The sequence below is a fragment of the Cryobacterium sp. MP_3.1 genome (assembly GCF_035984795.1).
GTDB classification, from domain to species: Bacteria; Actinomycetota; Actinomycetes; order Actinomycetales; family Microbacteriaceae; genus Cryobacterium; species Cryobacterium zongtaii.
The window spans coordinates 87,214-104,118 of sequence record NZ_JAXCHV010000004.1 but is presented as its reverse complement, the minus strand read 5'-3'; the positions used below and the strand labels follow the sequence as shown (position 1 = coordinate 104,118).

General features: G+C 69.3%; 13 protein-coding genes. 2 read left to right on the top strand and 11 right to left on the bottom strand.

The annotated features are described in order from the left end of the window. Positions 1 to 21: 21 nt before the first annotated feature. On the bottom strand, positions 22 to 765 hold the full coding sequence (locus RCH12_RS04420; RefSeq protein WP_327016156.1) for a sirohydrochlorin chelatase: 744 nt from the start codon (positions 763 to 765) through the stop codon (positions 22 to 24). Beyond that, positions 765 to 1,163, bottom strand: a complete 399-nt coding sequence (gene nirD / locus RCH12_RS04415; RefSeq protein WP_327016155.1) for a nitrite reductase small subunit NirD — start codon at positions 1,161 to 1,163, stop codon at positions 765 to 767. Before nirD ends, RCH12_RS04420 begins: the two co-directional genes overlap by 1 nt. A 202-nt stretch (positions 1,164 to 1,365) precedes the next feature. Between nirD and nirB the strand changes: the two genes are divergently transcribed. Both nirB and cobA read left to right on the top strand, forming a co-directional pair. Then, complete coding sequence (gene nirB, locus RCH12_RS04410) at positions 1,366 to 4,038, top strand: nitrite reductase large subunit NirB (RefSeq protein ID WP_327016154.1); 2,673 nt, start codon at positions 1,366 to 1,368, stop codon at positions 4,036 to 4,038. A 3-nt stretch (positions 4,039 to 4,041) separates the two neighbouring features. Further along, entirely contained in the window at positions 4,042 to 5,136 is a 1,095-nt protein-coding gene (cobA, locus tag RCH12_RS04405; RefSeq protein WP_103432493.1) for a uroporphyrinogen-III C-methyltransferase, read from the top strand. Positions 5,137 to 5,299: 163 nt separating this feature from the next. Here cobA and RCH12_RS04400 read toward each other — a convergent pair whose 3' ends face one another. From RCH12_RS04400 to RCH12_RS04360, 9 genes are all read right to left on the bottom strand, one after another. Beyond that, positions 5,300 to 6,604, bottom strand: coding sequence for a sugar ABC transporter permease (locus RCH12_RS04400; RefSeq protein WP_103432494.1), 1,305 nt, complete (start codon positions 6,602 to 6,604; stop codon positions 5,300 to 5,302). After that, positions 6,601 to 7,470, bottom strand: coding sequence for an ATP-binding cassette domain-containing protein (locus tag RCH12_RS04395; RefSeq protein ID WP_327016153.1), 870 nt, complete (start codon positions 7,468 to 7,470; stop codon positions 6,601 to 6,603). The genes RCH12_RS04400 and RCH12_RS04395 overlap by 4 nt, the downstream gene beginning before the upstream one ends. 99 nt (positions 7,471 to 7,569) lie before the next feature. Further along, complete coding sequence (locus tag RCH12_RS04390) at positions 7,570 to 8,652, bottom strand: sugar ABC transporter substrate-binding protein (protein ID WP_103432496.1); 1,083 nt, start codon at positions 8,650 to 8,652, stop codon at positions 7,570 to 7,572. Between the two features lie 80 nt (positions 8,653 to 8,732). Beyond that, positions 8,733 to 10,022: an ROK family transcriptional regulator gene (locus RCH12_RS04385; protein WP_103432501.1), complete on the bottom strand. Its 1,290-nt coding sequence runs from the start codon at positions 10,020 to 10,022 to the stop codon at positions 8,733 to 8,735. Between the two features lie 190 nt (positions 10,023 to 10,212). Then, complete coding sequence (locus tag RCH12_RS04380) at positions 10,213 to 10,920, bottom strand: alpha/beta hydrolase (RefSeq protein ID WP_327016152.1); 708 nt, start codon at positions 10,918 to 10,920, stop codon at positions 10,213 to 10,215. A gap of 47 nt (positions 10,921 to 10,967) precedes the next feature. After that, positions 10,968 to 12,584 (bottom strand): xylulokinase, encoded by a 1,617-nt coding sequence (locus tag RCH12_RS04375; RefSeq protein ID WP_327016151.1) that lies wholly within the window; start codon positions 12,582 to 12,584, stop codon positions 10,968 to 10,970. A 142-nt stretch (positions 12,585 to 12,726) separates the two neighbouring features. Next, on the bottom strand, positions 12,727 to 14,226 hold the full coding sequence (locus RCH12_RS04370; protein ID WP_327016150.1) for a CoA-acylating methylmalonate-semialdehyde dehydrogenase: 1,500 nt from the start codon (positions 14,224 to 14,226) through the stop codon (positions 12,727 to 12,729). Positions 14,227 to 14,278: 52 nt separating this feature from the next. Continuing rightward, positions 14,279 to 15,610 (bottom strand): aspartate aminotransferase family protein, encoded by a 1,332-nt coding sequence (locus tag RCH12_RS04365; protein ID WP_327016197.1) that lies wholly within the window; start codon positions 15,608 to 15,610, stop codon positions 14,279 to 14,281. 101 nt (positions 15,611 to 15,711) lie between these two features. Next, positions 15,712 to 16,863, bottom strand: a complete 1,152-nt coding sequence (locus RCH12_RS04360) for an ABC transporter substrate-binding protein (RefSeq protein WP_103460938.1) — start codon at positions 16,861 to 16,863, stop codon at positions 15,712 to 15,714. Positions 16,864 to 16,905 lie beyond the last annotated feature (42 nt).

The following is a 16,905-nucleotide window of genomic DNA, read 5'->3' as shown; positions in this document are numbered from 1 at the left end:
CGGCTGCCGACGCGCCCGGCGTCAGAGCGCGCGCACGCCGCTCAGGTACCGGTCCACCACCACGTCGACGAGTGCGGCCGGGGGCTCCTCACCTTCGACGAGAAGGGTCGCGCTGACCAGGTCCGCGCCGGCGTCCTGCGACCACCTGGCGAAGGTTCCCGGTGCCAGCAGATAGCTCGCGACGACCACGCGGGCATCCGGTGACTCACTGCGCACGGCGGCCACGGCATCCACCAGGCTCGGCGTTGCGGCGGCGATGAAGGCGACGGTGACCGGTCGGCCCAGGAGGGCGGCGAGCTGCTCGCCCGCTGTGCGGCAGTCGGCCACGGCGTCCGCGTCGCTCGATCCCGCGGCGGCGAGGATCACTCGGTCTTCCGCGCGCAGGCCGCTCTGGGCCAGCCGGTCGGCGAGGATGCCGGTCAGCCGGCTGTCGGGTCCGAGCGCCGCGGTCACGCCGACCTGACGCGGCTGGGCCTGGGCGACGGCGTTGGCGAGGTCGAACTTCACGTGGTACCCGGCGGACACCAGCAGCGGCACGATGACGGCGGACCGGCCGGGGTCGGCCTCGGCGAGGCACTGCGGCACATCCGGCTGCTGCACATCGATGAAACCGGCCGCCACCGGGGTGGCCGGGCTGATTGTGGTCAGCGCCAGGGTCACCGCGTCGACGAGGGCCAGCACCGCGCGCTGGGCAGCGGGATCCCGGGAGCCGTGCGAGGCGAGGAGCAGGAGCGGCGCTGTATCGCGCTGGGGTGCGTCGCTCATCACGCCGCGGCGCTGGCCGAGGCGTCCGGGGCCAGCCGCGCCTGCACCGAGCCGGATTCGACCCTGGTCTCGAAGGTGGGCAGCGTGAAGTCGGCGGAGGTGAAGCACTCGCCGGTGGCCAGGTCGTAGACCTGCTTGTGCAGCGGCGAGGCCAACGTCACCCGGTCCCCGTGCGAGCCGACGATTCCGCGGCACATCACGAACGAGCCGGTCGCGGGGTCCCGGTTGGAGACGGCGTACACGGTTCCGTCGGGCATCCGCACCAGCGCGAGCTGCTCGCCGTCGACGATGGCCGCTTCTGCCCACAGGGGTTCGAGCTGGGAGAGTTCGCAGACTGTCGCCCATCCGGTGGTGGCGTCGGCGCTCCGCGGCGCGGTGGTGCTTTCAGTGGTCAGCATGATGTCCTCAATTCCGGCGCCGGGCCAGTGAATGCGTTCGGCACCCCCTCAGATTACCCAAGCCGGGGTCGTGATCTTCGGGACCAAGTACCCTCTTTTAGCGCGCGCGGATGTGACTTACTTGAGGGACGCCATGAGGTCGGCGCGACGGCGGACGACGCCGTCGGGATTATGCGGCCTGATTTACCCGAGAGATGCCGTAATGACACTGAACACTCCCCTGCCGACGACCAGCGAATCGGACGGCGTGCGCCGCGTCATCGTGATCGGAGGCGGCCCCGCCGCGCACCGGTTCACCGAGGCCATGGTCGCCCGCACCGTCGCGGATGGCCATTCCGCCCGGCCCGTCGACATCACCGTCATCGGCGAGGAAATCCACCTGCCCTACGACAGGGTTTCCCTCTCGCACCGCCTGAACGGTCCGGAGGACCTCACCCTGGGCGACCCGGTGTTCTGGCAGTCCGAGACCGTGCGCTACCGCGGCGGCAGCCGCGTCACCGCCGTGGACCCCGCGGCCCGGACCGTCACCCTCGACAACGGTGACGCCCTGATCTACGACGACCTGGTGTTCGCGACGGGTTCGAGCGCCTTCGTTCCGCCCGTTCCCGGTGGCGACAAGGGTGTCGTCTACCGCACCATCGAAGACGTGGACTTCCTCGTCAGCGAGACCGCGCGCCTGAAGGCGAAGTTCGGCCGGCCCGCGAACGTCACCGTGATCGGCGGCGGCCTGCTCGGGCTCGAGGCCGCCGGCGGTGTGCAGCGCCTCGGCGCCAACACCACGATCGTGGATGGCGCCACCTGGCTGATGCCCACCCAGCTCGACCAGGGTGCCGGCATGGCTCTCGGGCGTCTCATCCACGGCCAGGGCATCCACCTCGAACTCGGCCACCGCCCCACCGAGATCCTCGTCGCCGAGACCGGCCAGGTGCTCGGGCTGACCCTCGACGACGATCGGCAGATCAACGCCGACCTGATCGTCTGGTCCATCGGCATCCGTGCCCGCGACGAACTCGCCCGCGCGGCGGGCCTGGAGATCGGCCCGCGCGGCGGCATCGTGATCGGCGACGACTGCTCCAGCTCGGTGCCCGGCATCTGGGCCATCGGCGAGGTCGCCAGCTACGACGGTCGCTGCATCGGACTCGTTGCTCCCGCGAACGCTATGGCCGAGGTCGTGGCCGACAGGCTCAACGGCGGCCTGGCCCTGTTCCCCGGCATCGACGACGCCACCAAGCTCAAGCTCTCCGGTGTGGAGGTGGCCAGCTTCGGTGACGCCTTCGGCACCGGCGACCGGGCCCTCGAGGTCGTCTACGCCGACCCCGCGCGTGGCCTGTACCAGAAGGTCGTCGTGTCCAGCGACGCCAAGACCCTGCTCGGCGGCATCTTCGTCGGCGACGCCTCCCCGTACCTGTCGCTGCGCCCGCTGCTCGGCCGCGAACTGCCCGCCGAACCCGGCGCGTACCTGTCCGCCTCCGGCGCCGAGCTGCCGTCCAGCTCCGACATGCCCGACGACGCCCAGCTGTGCTCCTGCAACGACGTGTCGTTCGGCACCGTGCGCGCGGCCATCCGCGGCGACCACGGCGACCCCGTCACCGAGCTCGGCGCACTCAAGGCCTGCACCCGGGCCGGCACCCAGTGCGGCTCGTGCGTGCCGCTGCTCAAGAAGGTTCTCGAAACCGAACTGACCGCCGCAGGCCTTGAAATCTCGAAGGCGCTCTGCGAGCACATCTCGATCAGCCGCAGCGAACTGTTCGAGTCGGTGCGGGTACTGCAGCTCACCTCGTTCGACCAGATCATGGAACGCTTCGGCACCGGCCTCGGCTGCGATGTCTGCAAGCCCACCATCGCCTCGATCCTGGCCTCGCAGTCCTCCGCGTACATCCTGGACGCCGGCCGTGGCGGCCTGCAGGACACCAACGACCGTGCCCTCGGCAACATGCAGAAGGACGGCAGCTACTCGGTTATCCCCCGCATTCCCGGTGGCGAAATCACCCCGGAGAAGCTCATCGCGATCGGCGAGGTCGCCGCCGAATTCAACCTGTACACCAAGATCACCGGTGGCCAGCGGATCGCCCTGTTCGGCGCCCGGCTCGACCAGCTGCCCGACATCTGGCGCACCCTGGTGGATGCCGGTTTCGAGTCCGGCCAGGCCTACGGCAAGAGCCTGCGCACGGCGAAGTCGTGTGTGGGATCGGCCTGGTGCCGCTTCGGAGTGCAGGATTCCGTGGCGCTGGCGATCACGCTGGAGAACCGCTACCGCGGCCTGCGCTCGCCGCACAAGTTCAAGATCGGTGTCTCCGGCTGCGCCCGCGAGTGCGCCGAGGCCCGCGCCAAGGACATCGGCGTCATCGCCACCGAGCTGGGCTGGAACCTCTACGTCGGCGGTAACGGCGGCTTCCAGCCCGTTCACGCCGTGCTGCTCGCCAAGGACCTCGACGAGGAAACCCTGATCAAGTACATCGACCGCTACCTGATGTACTACATCCGCACCGCCGACCGCGTGCAGCGCACCGCCCGCTGGCAGGAAGACATCGAGGGTGGATTCGACCACGTCCGCGACGTCGTCTGCAGCGATTCCCTGGGCATCGCCGATGACCTCGAAGCGGCCATGGCCGCCCACATCGACGTGTACGAAGACGAGTGGGCCGCCACGCTGGCCGATCCCGAGCGCCTGCGCCGGTTCCGGCCGTTCGTGAACTCCGACACCCCCGACCCGTCGCTCCTTCAGGTGATCGAACGCGGCCAGCCGCGTCCAGCCCGCCCTGAAGAACGCGACGGCACCAGCGCCGCCGGCCCCGTCCACCTGGCCGGCCTCACCATCCCGGTTCGCCGGGACGACATCGACATCCCGGTTTCCTCGGCGACCGGCGTGGAGTAGCCCGTGTCCGCCGGCCTCGACTTCTCGGGGAAACGGGTCCTCGTCGTCGGTGGGGCCCACGCGGCACGCCGTGTCCTTGCGCGGTACCTGGCCTCGGGCGCGACCGTGTACCACCTGGCCGGACCCGGCCCGCATTCGCCGGCGGTCCGACCGGCCCCCGGGGTGCACACCCCGGTGTTTCCCCGGTCGGTCGGCGCCTGGGATGCGCTCATCGCCGCCGTCGACCTGGTCGCCGTCGTGGAGACCACTCCGCCCACCGACGCCGTGATCGCTGCGGCGTGCGCGCGGCACCGCACCTGGCTGAGCCGGGAAACCGCGGCGTCGACCGCGCCCGTCGGGTCGGTCACGCTCGTCGGCGGCGGCCCCGGCCTGGAAAGCCTGCTCACGGTCGGTGCGCTCGCGGCACTGAACGCGGCCGACATCGTCTACTACGACCGGCTCGGCCCCACGGACAGGCTCGACGTCTGGGCGCCCGGCGCCGAGCATATCGACGTGGGCAAGGCTCCCGGTCACCACGCGATCCCCCAGCGCGATGCTGAGCGGATGATGGTGGCATCCGCTCTGGCCGGCCTCACCGTGGTGCGCCTGAAAGGCGGCGACCCGTTCGTCTTCGGTCGGGGTGGCGAAGAAGTCATCGCCTGCCGCGCCGCCGGTGTACCGGTGACCGTGATCTCGGGGGTGACCAGCGCCATCGCCGTGCCGGCCGCCGCGGGCATCCCCGTCACCCACCGCGAGATCACCCGGATGTTCACGGTGATCTCCGGGCACGCGCCGATCAACGACACCGAACTGACCCACCTGGTGGGCCTGGGCGGCACCATCGTGGTCCTGATGGGAATCGGCACCCTGCAGCAGCTGGTTGCCGGCCTCACCAGGCTCGGGATGCGCACCGACATGCCCGTGGCGATCGTGGAGCGCGGTTTCGCCCACGACCAGCGCACGACCCTCGGCCGGCTGGACAGCATCGCCGCGCTCGCGGCCCACGCCGGGGTGCGCTCCCCCGCCGTCGTGGTGATCGGCGACGTGGTGGCCCTGGCCGCGCACGGCGATGACACTGCCGCCGATCTCCTGCGCGAGGCCGCGACCCTGGCAACCTAGGTTCCCGCCCCACCGAGCCGACTGACCCGCCGAGTTGCCGCAAAACCCCCGGTGCGGCACGTCGGCGAAGGCGGCGATCCTGCCTCGCCGGCTGCGCTGCCGGGGTGGGGCGAGAACCGCCGCCTTCCTCTGCCGCCTCCGCCCGGCCCCGGGCGGGAGGCGGTCAGGCTCTGCCGTGCGACGCCCGGGTGCGGCGCGACAGGGAGTCGACGATGACCGCGAGCAGCAGCACCGCGCCGGTGATCATGTACCGGATCGACGAGTCCAGGTTGAGTAGGGTGAGGCCGCTGGAGATCGACTGGATCACCAGGATGCCCAGCAGCGCGGAGAACGCGCTTCCGCGGCCGCCGAAGAGGCTGGCGCCGCCGATCACCGCGGCGGCGATGGCGTTGAGGTTGGTGTCGCCGCCGCCCGAGCCCTGGTTGGCTGCCGCCAGCCGGCCCGCGGCGAGGATGCCGCCCAGGGCCGCGAAGGTGGAGCACAGCACAAAAACGGTGAGGTAGACCTTGGTGACGTTGATGCCGGACCGCCGGGCGGCCTCCACGTTGCCGCCGACCGCGTACACCGACCGGCCCCAGCGGGTGCGGGTGAGGAAGAAGTTCATCACCACGACGAGCACCAGGAACAGCACGAACGTGGCGCCGACACCGCGGGTCTGGTTGAGGTACCAGGTGGGCACGGCGAGCACCAGCAGCAGGAACACGCTGCGCACCACGATCGAGGTGGCCGGCACGGCCGAGAGCCCCGCCGCTGCCCGCCGGTTCGCGGTGACGAACAGTTGCGCCGCATAGGCCAGTGCCGTCAGTATCACCAGCACGTAGGAGAGCCAGTCGGGCAGGAACCACTGCTGGGCGAACTGCACGATCCAGGAGTCGAACGGGATGTTGATCGACCCCGTGGAGCCGAGCACCCATAGCTGCAGCCCGAGGAAGCCGAGCAACCCGGCCAGGGTGATCACGAAGCTGGGTACCCCGAACCGGGTGTACAGGAACCCGTACAGCAGGCCGATGGCCACACCCGACAGCAACGAGGCCAGCAGGGCGACCGGCAGCGGCCAGCCCAGGTTGACAAAGCCGACCGCGAGGATGGCCGCGGACAGGCCGCTGACCGACCCGACCGACAGGTCGATCTCGCCCAGCAGCAGCACCAGCACGATGCCGATGGAGATGGTGCCGACGGCCGCGCATTGCAGGGTGAGGTTGACCAGGTTGGTGCTGGAGAGGAAGTTGGGGTTGAGCAGGGAGAACGCCACCCAGATCACGATCAGGCCGATGACAACGGGCAACGAACCGATGTCACCGGAACGCACCCGCCGGCCGAAGGCGCGCACCGCACCGCCGATGCCGTGCTGCTGGATGAGGCGCTCGTCCTGCAGGTCGGCGGCCACCGCGGCGAGGCGCACGGTTTCGGTGGGCGGCGTCGCCGGTTCGGGCGGGCTGGACTGTGGGGGCGATGTCGGGGTCGTCATGGCCGGGCCTCCTCTGGGGGTGCAACGTCAGCGGGTGGGACAGCGTCATCCGCGGCCTCCGGAGAGCCGACCCGGGCTTGGGCGCGCCGGGTGACAGCGTTGTCGGACGCGCCGGTGATGGCCGCGATGATGTCTTCGTAGGTGACATCGGCCACCTTGAATTCACCGTTGTTACGGCCCAGACGCAGCACCACGATGCGGTCGGCGACGGCCTGCACATCCGCCATGTTGTGGCTGATCAGCACCACGGCCAGGCCTCGTTCGCGCAGCCGCTCGATGAGGTTGAGCACCTCGGCGGTCTGGGCCACGCCCAACGCCGCGGTGGGCTCGTCGAGGATCACGATGCGCGGGTCGCCGATCAGCGAACGGGCGATGGCCACGGTCTGGCGCTGGCCGCCAGACAACGACGCCACCGGGATGCGCACCGAGGGGATGCGTGCCGACAGTTGTCGCAGCAGCTCCCAGGAGCGCTTCTCCATCTCGACCTCGTTGATGGTGCCCCGGCCGAGTTCGTGGCCGAGGAACAGGTTGGCGACCACGTCGAGGTTGTCGCACAGGGCCAGGTCCTGGTAGACGGTGGCGATGCCCAACGCGCCGGATTCGGCCGGGTTGTTGATCGTGACCGATTTGTCTCCGTCGGTGATCGTGCCGCCGTCCTTGGGGTGCACGCCGGCGAGGATCTTGATCAGGGTGGACTTGCCGGCACCGTTGTCGCCGACCAGCGCGACCACCTCACCGGAGTAGATGTCCAGGTCGATGGCGGTGAGGGCTTGCACGGCGCCGAAGTTCTTGTCGATCCCGCGCATGGAGAGCACGAGTTCGCCGGTCGGTGCGCCCTGCACGTGTTCGGGGGAAAGCACGGTCATTGTGATTCCTCTGTTCGCAGCCGCTGGCTGTTGGAGCCAGTGGGCCGGCCGGGAGTCGAATCGTGGGTAGGACTCCCGGCCGGCGTCTGGGGCACCGCCTTACTGCAGGCCGGCGGCCGCGCAGGCGTCCGCGTATTCAGCGGTGCAGATCTCGTCGACGGTGTAGAAATCGTCGGCGATCACGGTGTCGGCAATGTTGTCGACGGTGACGACGACCGGGGTGAGCAGGGTCGCGGGGATGCCGTCAACCTCGGTGTCTCCCTCCGGCGTTTCGCCGCGGGCGAGCTGGTCGGCCACCTCGGCGGCCAATTCCGCTTCCAGTTTGATCGCCTTGTAGACCGTCATGTACTGGTCGCCGGCGACGATGCGCTGAATGCCGGTGAGCTCGGCGTCCTGCCCGGTGACCGGGGGGATCGGGTCGACTCCAGCGGCCCGCAGTGCCGCGATAGCGCCGCCTGCCGTACCGTCGTTGGCCGCGTAGACACCCGAGATCTGGTCTCCGAACTGACCGATCTGGCCGGCCGCGAAGGTCTGAGCTTCCTCGGCACTCCAGTCCGGCGTGTCGAACTCGGCCAGAATCGGGATGCCGCTTGCGTCGATGACCGAGTGAGCGCCTTCCTTGAACAGCGTCGCGTTGCCGTCGGTGGGCGACCCGTTGATCATGATGATGCCGGTGGTCGTACCGTCGGCCTGGAGCCGCTCCACCAGGGCCTCGCCCTGAAGCACACCGACCTGTTCGTTGTCGAAGGAGATGTAGTAGGCGATCTGGCCCCCCTCGATGAACCTGTCGTAGGCGATCACCGGCACGTCCTGCGCGGCGGCGTTCGCGACGATGCTGGCAGCCGCCGCACCGTCGACGGGGTCGAGAACCATGACCTCGATGCCCTCGGTGAGGGCGGATTCAGCCTGCTGTTGCTGCTTCGAGGCATCCTGGTCGGCGTTGGCGTAAACGACTTCGTAGTCGCCCAGCGTGGCCAGGTGTTCTTCGAACAGCGGGCGGTCGAAGTTCTCGTACCGGGCGGTCTGGGATTCGGGGAGGAGCAGGCCGATCTTGATGGTGTCGCCGGACCCGCCGCCGTCGTCACTGCCGCTGTCGTCGCCGGTGGTGCACGCGGTCAGAGCGCCCGCGGTAGCGATCAATGCGATCGACAGGAGCGCGAACCTCTTCCTGGGTTTTCTCATGATGTGCCTCCTACTGTGACCACCCTCGTTGGCGGTGTAACGAGCATGGCCCCGGTGCCAAATGCCGTCAAGGCTTGAACTCAAGAGGCCAGACCGCCCCTTTCGGGCGATATTTGCGGGGCCAGACCGGGCAGGATGCCACCGATCCCCGGCAGGATGTCGGGGGCCGGGGCGGCCGCCACGGTGCGGATCGGGCCGTCGCTGCGGCCCGCCGTGATCTGGGCCCGATCGATGGCGAAGAGCACCGCGCCGAGCAACTCGGCCCGCTCTCCCAGCTCGCCCTTGACCACCTCGGGCACCCCGGCTGCGGTGGCCAGGGTGGAGCGTTCCAGAGCGTGCCGCAGGGGGCTGAGCAGCATCTCGCCGGCTTCGGCCAGCTCACCGCCGACCACGATGCGGTGCGGGTCGACGAGGTTGCTCAGACCCGCGAGCGCGATACCCAGGTGCCGGCCGGCATCGGCGATCACCCGGCGCGCCAAGGCCTCACCCGCGTCGGCGCGCAGCACGACGTCGCGCAGCTTGACCTCACCGTGGCTGCCGGGGAACTTCGCGGCCAGCGCCGCGGCCCCCACCAGCGTCTCCAGGCAGCCGCGGTTGCCGCATCGGCAGACCAGGCCATTCTCGTCGAGGGTGACGTGACCGATCTCGCCGGCCTTGCCGCTACCGCCGCGATAGACCCGGCCGTCCACGATCAGGCCGGCTCCCACGCCGTGCGACAGGCGCAGATAGGCCGCCTGCCGGATGCCCTGGGCCGCGCCGATGCGGTACTCGGCGAGTGCACCGAGGTTGGCCTCGTTGTCGACGAACACCGGCCGGTGCAGCCGCGACTCGAGTTCCTCGGCGACGGGCACCCCGTCCCAGCCGCGCAGCAAGCCGGCGGTGGCGATGAGGCCGGTACGCGGGTCGACCGGCGCGGCCAGACCCACCCCCACCGCGAGCACCTCGTCGAGGCCGGCGCCCACCGACTCGGCCATGTCCCGGATGAGCAGCATCACCCTGTCGAGTTCGCTGTCGGCGCGATGGTCGCGGGCCAGCGGCAACATCCGCTCGGCCAGCACCTGGTGGCCGGCGTCGGCCAGCGCCAGCCGCAGTTGCCGGTTCGCCACGTGCAGGCCCACCACCAGGCCCAGCTCCCTGGCGAGGGTGACTCGCACCGCGCGACGGCCGCTGCGGGAGGTGGGCGTGGTCGCCAGCACCCCGGCGGCGGCCTGCTCCTTGACGATGTTGGACACCGTGGCCGGCGACAGCCCGGTGACCGCGGCCAGTTCTACCTGGGTGAGGGCGCCGTGGTGGGTGATCGCGTCGAGGATGCGGGCGCGGTTGGCCTCACGCAGGGACGACTGCGACCCGGGATTGCGGCGGCTGCTCACAGGAGACACGATAGTGCCGGGCGAGGTGTTCGCGGTGATTTCGGCCTGCACCCCGTTCTGGGGAGTGACTTGAGAAGGACGGGATGGGAAACAGGGTCCTGGTATTCGACCGTTGTCCGTATAAACGCCCGTCGCTTGTCAATTCAGACGGAGTCGCCGGATCCCTGCTCGGGGCCTTCCGTAAGCTCAGTCACGATTTCTGCACGAGGGCTTGAACCTGCTCAACGATCAGGTCGGGACGGGTGATGAACGGGTGGTGCCCGGTCGGAAACTCAACGACGCGGGTCGCTCGCTCGGCGTGGCGGCGCTGCAGCTCCACCGAGGTGCTGCGGTCCTGCCCGCAAACGATGTACGTCGAATCGACCCCCTGCCAGCCGGCGGCGCTGGTCGGCGTCATAAACGCCCCGGCGGCCTGCGCGGTCACCCGTTCCCAGGCCTGGTGTTGGGTGTCCACGTCCGCGTCCTGCAGGAATCGGGCTCCGAACGAGGTTGCGTCGTAACCCGAAACGCCGAGCGTGCCGTCGCCGTTGTCCCCGATCGACACCGGGTTGCTCTCACCGCTCATGATGGCCCCCTGCGACTGCCCGACCTCGGGCAAATAGGACGACACATAGAGCAGGTGCGCGACCATAGGGTGCGCGCCGGCCTCGGCGATGACGGTGCCGCCATACGAGTGGCCGACCACGATCGCCGCGTCCACGCCATCCAGTTCCTGGCGAAGTGCCGCGGCGTCGGCGATCAGGCCGCCCCCGCTCTGCTCCGGCGTGGTCTCGCCGCAGGATGGCAGCGCCAGGACTCGGCTGCGGATGCCTGTGCGTTCGCGGAGAAGGTCTGCGCTCCGCTGCCACCACCACTGCCCGTCCCGGACGAGAGCGCCGTGGACGAAAATCAGTTCCATGTCGGTCCTTCCAGCACGGTTCAGAGGCGGTGGCGGTGGAGCTCGGCTCAGAGGGTGTCGACGGCGGCCCGTTCGACGGCGAGGCCCGCGTGGTAGCGGTCCAGGTAGCCGGCGAAACCGGCGACGTCGACCGGGTCCGGGGCGACGGTCTCGAATTCCTGCCCCGCGAACACCCGCTCACGCAGGTAGCCGTCCAGGTCGAGGTCGACGCCGGATGCTGCGGCCGCCGTGTAGGACGCCAGGACCGCGATGCCCCAGGCGCCGCCCTCTGACGCCGTCGCGGCGACGGAGACCGGGGCGTCGAGGGAACCGGCCAGGAATCGCTGGGCCACACCGGCGGTGCGGAAGAGGCCACCGTGGGCGAACATCGCGTCGAGTTCGACGCCCTCCTGGGCGAGAACGCGCATGCCGAGGGCGAGCGTGCCAAACACACCGTAGAGCTGGGCGCGCATGAAGTTGGCGAGGGTGAGCCGGCTGTCGGGGGTGCGCACAACGAGCGGCCGCCCCTCGGTGAGGCCGGCGATCGGCTCGCCGGCCAGGTGATTGTAGGCCAACAGCCCGCCGGCATCCGCCTCGCCCTCGAGCGCTTCGCGGAAGAGAGCGTCGAAGACCGCGTCGTTGGTGACGGGGTGTCCGCTGGCGGCGGCGAACCGGCCGAACATCCCGGCCCACGCGGCGAGCTCACTTGCGCCGTTGTTGCAGTGCACCATCGCGACCAGATCGCCGGCCGGGGTGGTGACCAGGTCGAGTTCGTGGTGCACCGCCTTGAGCGGGCGTTCGAGCACGACCATCGCGAAGATGCTGGTGCCGGCGCTGACGTTGCCGGTGCGCGGGGCGACGGAACAGGTGGCGACCATGCCCGTGCCGGCGTCGCCCTCTGGCGGGCACAGCACGGCGCCGGGACGCAGGGCACCGGTCGGGTCGAGGAGGGCCGCGCCCGCCGCCGTGAGCTCGCCTGCCGGCTGGCCGGCCACCAGCACGGTGGGCAGGAGTGCGGCCAGGTTGAGGTCGGGAGCGGACTCGGCGACCAGGCCGTCGTACCGGGCGAGGAGCTCGGCGTCGTAGTCCGCGGTGGCGGCGTCGATGGGGAACATGCCCGAGGCATCGCCGACGCCCAGGACCTTGCGGCCGGTGAGCTGCCAGTGCACGTAGCCGGCGAGGGTCGTGATGAAGTCGAGCTCTGCCACGTGCGGCTCGTGGTCGACGACCGCCTGGTGCAGGTGTGCGATCGACCAGCGCAGCGGGATGTTCACGCCGAACAGCTCGGTCAGTTCGGTCGCCGCGGGACCTGTGGTGGTGTTGCGCCAGGTGCGGAACGGAACCAGCTGCTCGCCGGCGGCGTCGAACGCGAGATAGCCGTGCATCATCGCCGAGACGCCGACCGCACTATAGCTTTCCAGGCGAACCCCGTACTGCTTTTCGACATCGGCGACGAGGGCAGCGTGAGCGGCCTGGATACCCGTCCACACGTCTGCCAACGAGTACGTCCAGACCCGATCGACGAATTCGTTCTCCCACTCGTGACTGCCGACGGCAACAACCTCGGAGAGGTCGTCTCCGATCAGGCAGGCCTTGATCCGGGTTGACCCCAACTCGATACCTAAGGACGTCCGTCCGCTGAGAATTGCGGTCCGGGCGGCGTCGAGTGCATCGTTGCTAGTCATACCTAGATTATGGCGGTATCTGCGAGGCAGTTCATTCCCACCGGGCCGCCGCCCGCGCAAAGGCGGAGATCCTCGCGAATCGCCGTGTGCGGTGGCCGCGCACCACGGTGAGTCGGGAAGAAGTCCGCCTTTACGTGCTCACCTAGGTGTTCTGCGGGAAGCCCAGGTTGATGCCGCCGTGGCTGGGGTCGAGCCACCGGGCGGTGACAGCCTTCTCCCGGGTGTAGAAGGTGATGCCGGCGGGGCCGTACGCCTTGGCGTCACCGAACAGGGAGTCCTTCCAGCCGCCGAACGAGTGGTAGGCCACCGGAACCGGGATCGGCACGTTGATGCCGACCATGCCCACCTGCACCTCGTGCTGGAAGCGCCTGGCCGCCCCACCGTCGTTGGTGAAGATGGCGGTGCCGTTGCCGTACCGGCTGGCGTTGATGACGGCCACGCCGTCGGTGTAACTGGCCACCCGCAGCACGCTCAGCACCGGACCGAAGATCTCGTCCTTATATACGGCGGAGTCCAGGCCGACCTTGTCGAACAGGGTCGGGCCGAGCCAGAAGCCGGATGCCTCACCGTCGATCTCGATGCCGCGGCCGTCGATCACGACCTCCGCGCCATCGGCCAGGGCGATGTCGATGTAACCGGCGACCTTGTCGCGGTGCGCCTCGGTGATCAGCGGGCCCATGTCGCAGCCGCGCATGCCGTCGCCGACCTTGAGACCCTTGACGCGGTCGGCGATCTTGGAGATCAGCTCGTCGGCGACGGGTTCGACGGCCACGATCACGCTGATGGCCATGCAGCGCTCCCCCGCCGAACCGAAGCCGGCGTTGACCGCGGCATCCGCGGCGAGGTCGAGGTCGGCATCCGGCAGCACCAGCATGTGGTTCTTGGCGCCGCCGAGGGCCTGCACCCGCTTGCCGTGGTGGGCGGCGGTTTCATAGATGTACTTGGCGATGGGGGTGGAACCGACGAAGGAGATGGCCTGCACGTCGGGGTTGACCAGCAGCGCGTCGACGGCCTCCTTGTCGCCGTGCACGACGTTGAAGACACCGTCGGGCAGGCCGGCCTCGGTCATCAGGGCCGCGAGCCAGTTCGCGGCGGAGGGGTCCTTCTCGCTGGGCTTGAGCACAACGGTGTTGCCCGCGGCGATGGCGATCGGGAAGAACCAGAGCGGCACCATGGCCGGGAAGTTGAACGGGCTGATGATGCCGACCACGCCGAGAGGTTGGCGCAAGGTGTACACGTCGACGCCGGTGGAGACGTTCTCGGAGAACTCGCCCTTGGACAGGTGCGGCAGGCCGAGCGCGAACTCGACGACCTCGAGGCCGCGGGCGATCTCGCCGAGGGCGTCGGAGGTGACCTTGCCGTGCTCATTGGTGAGGATGTCGGCGAGCTCGCCCTTGCGGGCGTTGAGCAGCTCGCGGAAGGCGAACATCACGCCCTGGCGCTTGGCGATGGACGCGTCGCGCCAAGCCGGGTAGGCGGCCTGGGCCGACGCGACAACGGTGTCGACATCGGCGGCGGAGGCCAGGGAGACCAGGCGCTGTACTGCGCCGGTGGCCGGGTTGTAGACGGGGGCGGTTCGGGCGGAGCTTCCGGTGCCTGGGGCGCCGTCGATCCAGTGGGTGAGGACGGGAAGGTCGTTCATGTCAGTCGATTCTGTTGGGGTGGAAGTCGGTGATCGAGCCTGTCGAGATCGGTTAGAGCAGGTCGAGGGAGAGCACCTCGTCGTAGATGGCCAGGGCCTCGGCCACCTCGGAGTCGGTCACGACGCAGGGCGGCACGACGTGGATACGGTTGTCCATGATGAAGGGCAGCAGGTTGCGGGCCAGCAGCTCGGTCTTGATCCGGGCCATCACCACCGGCGACACGGGCGCCCTGCTCTCCGGGTCGGCCACGAGCTCGATCGCCCAGAAGACGCCCTCGCCACGCACCTCCCCGATGATCGGGTGCTTGGCCTTGAGTGCCGCCAGGCCCGGGCCGATGGCCTCGGTGCCGATCCGGGCGGCGTTGGCCACGATGCCCTCCTCCGACATGGCGTCCAGCGCCGCGACGATCGACGCCATCGCCAGCGGGTGCCCGCTGTAGGTGAGCCCGCCGGGGAACACCGTGTCGTCGAAGTCGGCGGCGATGGCGTCGGAGATAATCACCCCGCCGACGGGCACGTACCCGGAGTTGACGCCCTTGGCGAAGGTGATCAGGTCGGGCACCACGCCGGTTCCGTCGAACGCGAACCAGCGGCCGGTGCGGCCGAAGCCCACCATCACCTCGTCGAGGATCAGCATGATGCCGTACCGGTCGCAGAGTGCGCGCACCCCGGCGAGGTAGCCGGGCGGCGGCATCAGCACCCCGGCGGTGCCGGGGATGGACTCGAGCAGCACGGCCGCGATGGAGCTGGCACCCTCGCTCTGGATGACCCGCTCCAGGTGGTGCAGGGCCCGCTCGGTTTCCTGTTCGGGCGTCGTCGCCCAGAACTCGCTGCGGTAGAGGTACGGGCCGAAGAAGTGCACGTGTCCGCGGGCGAACTCGTTGGGGATGCGGCGCCAGTCGCCGGTGGCGACGATGGCCGCGCCGGTGTTGCCGTGGTACGAGCGATAGGTGGAGAGCACGGTGTCGCGACCGGTGTGCAGCCGGGCCATCCGGATGGCGTTCTCGTTGGCATCCGCACCGCCGTTGGTGAAGAAGACCTTGTTGAAGCCGTCGGGTGCCCGGTCGACGATGCGTTCGGCGGCCTCGCCACGGGCCAGGTTGGCGGTGGACGGCGCAATGGTGGTGAGCAACTGCGCCTGCTCGATGATGCCCTTGATGACGGCCGGATGCTGGTGGCCGATGTTGACGTTGACCAGCTGACTGGAGAAGTCGAGGTAGCTGCGCCCGTCGTGGTCCCAGACCCTGCAGCCGAGGCCGCCGGCGATGACGAGGGGCTTCAGTGCCCCCTGGGCGGACCAGGAGTGGAAGACGTGGGCGCGGTCGAGTTCGGTGGTGCGCTCGTTCAGCCCGGGGTCGGTGTCGGTGGTTGTGCCGGTGTCGATGTCGGTCACGATGTTGTTCCTTCTGCTTTGTGCCCCGCGGGTACCGGGGCGGTGGTGCACCGGGCGGCTGCGCTCGGCAGCCGCCCGGTGCTGAGGTTGTTCTACTCGCCGCCCTCCTTGAGGGTGACGTCGATCGGAGCCCAGTCGGCGCCCATGACGTCGACTCCCTCCTCGGTCAGCTCATCCAGGGCCTGCTGCACGTACTCGTTGGAGTACGCGGTTTCGGGCGGGTCTGTGGTGATGATGGTGCCACCGGTTTCGTTCTTGGTGTTCATGGCGATGTCGACCGTGTTGGCCCAGGCGGCCTCGTCGATCAGGCCGACGCCGTTCGTGGACGGGAAGATCAGCTTGCTGACCTCGTTGGTCATCCACAGTTGGTGCCCGGCGGGCAGGGCCGAGCCGGCATCGGCCACGATGGTCGCGGCGTCTTCGGGGTTCTCCGCGGCGTAGATCCAGCCCTTGATGGAGGCCTTGATGAATTTCACGGTCTGGTCGGCGTAGGCCTCGTCGTCGGCGAGCTTGTCGGTGTTGGCCCAGATGGCGTCCTGGAGCATCGCGGTGCCCTCCTCGTTCCAGTCGATGACGTTGAGGTCCTCGGGCTGGTAGAGCTCGCCGGTGTCGGGGTTGATGGTTTCCAGCACCTGGGCGTATTCGTTGTAGGTCATCGCCTGGGCCGCGTCGATGTCACCGGCGAGGAAGGCGTTCATGTCGAAGGCCTGCTGCACGAGGCTGATGTCGCCGACCTCGACGCCGGCCTGCTGCATGCCGGCGAAGAGTTCCCACTCGTTGCCGTAGCCCCAACTGCCCACGTTCTTGCCGGCCAGGTCGGCCGGGCTGGTGATGTTCTTGTCCGTGAAGGAGATCTGGGTGGTGGCGCTGCGCTCGAAGATCTGGGCCACGTCGGTGATGTTGGCGCCCTGCTCGATGGAGCCGAGCACCTTGGGCACCCAGGAGATGGCGTAGTCCACGTCACCGGACGCGAGCACATCCTGCGGCACGATGTCGGCGCCGCCCTCCTCGATGGTCACGTCGAGGCCTTCCTCTTCGTAGTAGCCCTGATCGACGGCCGCGTAGTAACCGGCGAACTGGGCCTGGGCCACCCACTGCAACTGCAGGGTGACCGGGGTGAGGTCGCCGCTGGCGGAGTCCTCGGTCGGTGCGGTATCGCCGGAGGCCGTGCATCCGGTGAGAACGAGGGCGCTGGCCGCCGCGACGGCGCCGGCCGTTGTGAGCCATCGAGTGCTGTGTTTCATGAGTTCCTCCTTAGGTACTGCTGCGGGGATGCTGCGGTGCGG